We start from the raw sequence: 4,539 nt of genomic DNA on the forward strand, positions 1-4,539 counted from the left end.
CAACAGCAATGGCCAACTTCAAGACCAAAAACCAGCCGCTACCTGCGGCCGCCTAACCCAAAAAGAAACTAACCGGCTGTCTCACATCCTTGACACACCTCACTGGCCAGACTGGGCCCACCAATTCCTCCCGGTCCCATGCGTGGCACCGACACGCCGGGCGGCGGCGAGAATCGACATCCCGCCACACACCAGATCAAAGAACTCAGTGCGCGCATCCAGGGAAAACACATTGACCATCACACGCTCCATCAATCAGAGCGCTGCAGCGACCATATGACTTTGCCCGGCCCTGGCCACCATGAAGTGGTGAACGGGAAACCCAACGGAAGGACGAACAAGGACGAACACCCAGCAGAGGGCCCCACCGGGCGGTACCCGGTCAGCCGTAGTGGGCCGCTCCCCCCGCACAACCGAATAGGCCGTTTCCGGGACCCCACACACCCGGAAAATCAGATCAGAGGCGGAGTGTGCACAATGTGCACACGAAAAAAGGCCAAAAAGCCCCTGAACAGGGAAGACACTGTGCCCGAGGTGGGTCTCGAACCGGGTTCCAGCCCTTGCAAACACTGGACTCCCGCCGAAACATACGGAATCCGGCCCGGTCCGGCACCGGTACGACCCAGTCCGAGACCCAAAGTGTGGACACTGTCCACACCCCCGATCTTCCCCACCAGGGCCTCCCCCAAACTGCCGCACCCGACCTGACCGGGTGCGGCACTTCTCTGTATCTACATAGTTTGACCCGTCCGACGGATTGCACGAGCGGCAACAGCCTGGTCAGGCCCTCGCTCGTTGGGGACTCTTGGGCAAGCCGCGCAGGAATCTCGGTCGCTAGGCTTGTCATATCGGGTCCACCTCCGTTCATCCCCTTCATGGTCCGCAACGTCGAGAGCCGCATGACCGGGCGGCGCACCTCAGAACCCCTCCCCGCATACTCGGCAGAGCCACGCTCCAATCAGCGTATGATAGCGATGGCACCAACCTCGGCCGGCAGCACATTGCAAGCCTTCAGGGCCAGCCCCACGCCCAGGGCCATCACTTACCGCATCCCGGCACAGAATAGGCGACCTTCTGGATGACGTCGCTGCCAACCCGTCACGACCCATTTGGCCCATCGTTTTCAGAGCCGGGCTCACACCTACCTAATTGACGGAAGATCGGTTATCAGCGTTCCAAATGCGCTCCCGTGTAATGAAAGAATCGCGCATCTGATCTTCTTCGGTCCACGTTAGGTGCCGCAGATGGCAGCGGCACCTACAACGACCAGGCCGGGCACGACGGCGCAGCAGGCCAGATCAGCCGCTGCCGGAGACTTCTGAGCCCACCTCAGTGCTAGCCGCCCGGCGGCTGGCTGGCATGTTCGTCGATACAGAGCCATCTGCCGGTCGGGTCAGGCGACGTGCAGGCCCTGCCCGAGAACGGCGGCAGCTCCCACCTCGCTGTCCAGCAGGGGCGGACCACACTTTTGTATTTAAGTGCGGGACCTGCCGCGAACGAAGTGGAAGATCAAGGCGACCACGGCGATAACCAAAAGTATGTGAATTAATCCGCCACCGATGTTGCCGAGCAGGCCGAGAAGCCAGAGAACTGCGATAATGATAGCTATCCAGAGCAGCATGAGAGTCTCCTTTAATTCCCGCACGGTAATCGTGTGGTGCATATCACCCTATGTCAGTATCGGCGTGGGTAGAAGTAGCAGAAAGATAAGCCGTAGGGCACGACCGGCCGGCACCCTGAAGCTTATGTGCGTGTGGTTAGGTTGACGGAATCTCCCCCAGATAATGCCCAAGTTACCGCGGCGCTTCCGGTAATGGAGTCTTTTGGCCCCGCGATCGCACCCAAGTCGGCCTACCGGGCCGTGCGACGAGTGAAGACCAGATGGAGAACTCCGAGTGGAGAAGGGGTCGCTTCGATGTCAAAGCGTCGTTCAAGTCCTTGGAGCCCATCCCAGAGCCGTTCGCCCCGGCCCAGGACGATCGGCACGAGGACGATATGCATGTGGTCGATCAGATCGGCCTCGAGGAACTGCCGAACAGTGCTGACGCCGCCACCGATCCGGACGTCGAGGTCACCGGCCAGGGCGGGCCTGCTTGAGCGCGGCGACGGGGTCGGCGTCAACGAAATGGAAGGTCGTTCCGCCCTCCATCTCGAGTACCGGCCGAGGATTGCGGGGGCCTTCGTCGTGCATACGCCCACGAGGGCCGCTGGGCGGATGCACTGGACGCAGCTTGTGGTGGGCTGAAGCGCCGGGGGCGGAAATCCGCATCTGCTGACAATCCGCCATCAGGAGCAGCCGTGGACGCCCTCGTTTGTTTGACCCGGATGGAAACGGAGGCAAAGGCACCGGAAGCGTTGATCTGCCCGGCACACGATCCGTGGTTCGTCGTCCATAATCAGGGGTTGAAAAACCCGTGAATGATGCAGGACCGTTTCATTATCTTCTCCGAATCTTGCTTGTTTGCCGTCGTCTGGGAGCACAAACTGAACGCATCACACCGCACCGCGAACGGGAGCGGGGTGCCATCCCACTACATGGCAATGAGGCCATCACGTCCAGTGGACGTCTTCACTCGCAATCCCTTGAGCAAGCAGGATGTAAATGAGCATCAACTTCCGGGCACCGTGGGGACGGCTGCCCAAGCATTCCGGACCCGGAAACGGGATCCTCGCCCGCGGGACCATGTCCCAAACGCTGCCGAATACCGCACAACGGAAACGCCGCCCGATCACGACGAAAGTGCATGCGGTCCTGGCGGTCCTGGCGCTGACCGCAGGACTGGGACTCGTTGTGCCCGGCACCGCCTCGGCGGCCCCCTTCTGCGGAATCACCTGGGGTTCGCTGGCCAAGTCGACCGCCACGCTGGCGTTGGGTCCAAGCCAGGATCCGATCACCAATATCCGCTCCGGGCGCCACGCCTGCTTCGACCGCCTGGTGGTGGACGTTAACGGCGAGGTCCCCAGATACACCGTGCGCTATGTCAGGGCCGTGACGCAGGGCGGGTCCGGCTTCACCGTTCCGCTGCGGGGAGGCGCGTTCATCGGTGTGACAGTCACGGCACCGGCCCATGACCAGAACTACAACCCGACCTACACCCCGGCGAACCGGGACGAAGCGGTGAACGTTGCCGGCTTCCAGACCTTCCGGCAGGTGGCCTTCGCCGGCACCTTCGAGGCGGTGACTCAGATCGGGCTGGGTGTCCGCGCACGGCTGCCGTTCCGGGTATTCACGCTGGACGGCCCGGGCAACGGGTCGCGGCTGGTGATCGATGTAGCGCACCGCTGGTGACGCCTGGGACCAGCCAGCCAGGGCGCTGAAGAACGACGGCGGCGCCCGCGTTCCGCATGAAGGCGATGCCGATAGGATGCGCACCAGGCAGTAGTTTTTGAGGGTGGGTTGCGGGAGCCGCAGCCCCTACTTTCCTGTGTGACCACAGGGCGGCTACCCCCGATCGAAAGAACAGTCGCAAGTCATGTTGTAGCCGGCTCGAGCCCCCATGAAGTGGTGAACGCGAAAACCCAAGGGAAGGACGAACGAGGATGAACTCCTAAAAGAAGCCCCACAAGGCGGTACCCGGTCCGCCGTAGTCAGCCGCTCCCCCACGCAGCCAAATAGGCCGTTTCCGGGAACCCACACACCCGGAACATCAGATCAGAAGCGAGAGTGTGGACTCTGTCCACACGAAAAAACAACAAAAAGCCGCTGAACTGCGGAAACACTGTGCCCGAGGTGGGACTCGAACCGGGTTCCAGCCCTTGAATTTCTGCCACTCCCCCGTAAACCTCCGCAATCCGGCCCAGTCCGGCACCAGTACGACCCGGTCCGAAGCCCAGGGTGTGCACATTGTGCACACCCTCTTTTTGCCCGATTCGGCCCCAATCTGGCCACTCAGGCGGCCGTCCAGGCGGGGCGGTTGTGTGTTTTGCGCGATTTCGCACCGACAGGAAGAGTAGGCCTCCGGAAGCGGACTGGCCCCGAATAGGCACCGCACGACGGGGCGGCCCTCCTGCAGGAAATCGACGAACATCATGGTGGCGGGTTCCTCTCCCCGAACATCTCATGGAGAAACGAACAGCGACCTGCATGACCAACCGACGGGCCGGCGCTCCAGGAATCAAGCATGGACCACCGACGGCCCAGCGGAGCCGAGCGCAGCGTCCGCCCTTCCCCCGGCTAAGAGGTGCTCGACTGGCTTGCGGCAGGCAGAAATCCCAGGTCGCCACACCGGCTAGGCCAGGCACCAGCTGAGCATGAACTTAGGGCCGGGTCTGCTCAATGCTGTCGAGCTTTATCTGTTGCCGTGCATCTCTTGCATACTCAAGGAATTCCTTGGCGGTGCGCCATGCCCGCACCGCTCCGACCAATAGCCCGAGAGTCAGGATCGCCGTTGCTGTGGATCCAGCCGCGGACAACAGCCAACGAACCTGAACGGAAGGGACGACGGCGGGAACTCTCCCGCCGTCGTCCTCTTTCGTCCCGGATGATCACTGCCAGTGCCTCCGAGCGAAGACCAGTCGGTGCCTAGTACACGATGACAG

The 4,539-nt window shown here is 62.1% G+C and carries 2 protein-coding genes and 1 pseudogene; 1 reads left to right on the forward strand and 2 read right to left on the reverse strand.

Going from position 1 to position 4,539, the window contains the following annotated elements:
* Nucleotides 1–1,474: 1,474 nt before the first annotated feature.
* Nucleotides 1,475–1,663 (reverse strand): lmo0937 family membrane protein, encoded by a 189-nt coding sequence (locus tag AC50YC_RS19690; protein ID WP_494954960.1) that lies wholly within the window; start codon nt 1,661–1,663, stop codon nt 1,475–1,477.
* A gap of 188 nt (nt 1,664–1,851) precedes the next feature.
* A pseudogene (locus tag AC50YC_RS19695) lies at nt 1,852–2,167 on the reverse strand (dihydrofolate reductase family protein); the annotation flags it as partial.
* A gap of 516 nt (nt 2,168–2,683) precedes the next feature.
* Between AC50YC_RS19695 and AC50YC_RS19700 the strand changes: the two are divergent.
* A complete protein-coding gene (locus AC50YC_RS19700) occupies nt 2,684–3,289 on the forward strand; it encodes an AMIN-like domain-containing (lipo)protein (protein WP_494896919.1) in 606 nt (201 codons plus the stop codon).
* Nucleotides 3,290–4,539 lie beyond the last annotated feature (1,250 nt).

It is taken from the genome of Pseudarthrobacter sp. MDT1-56, from assembly GCF_059383555.1.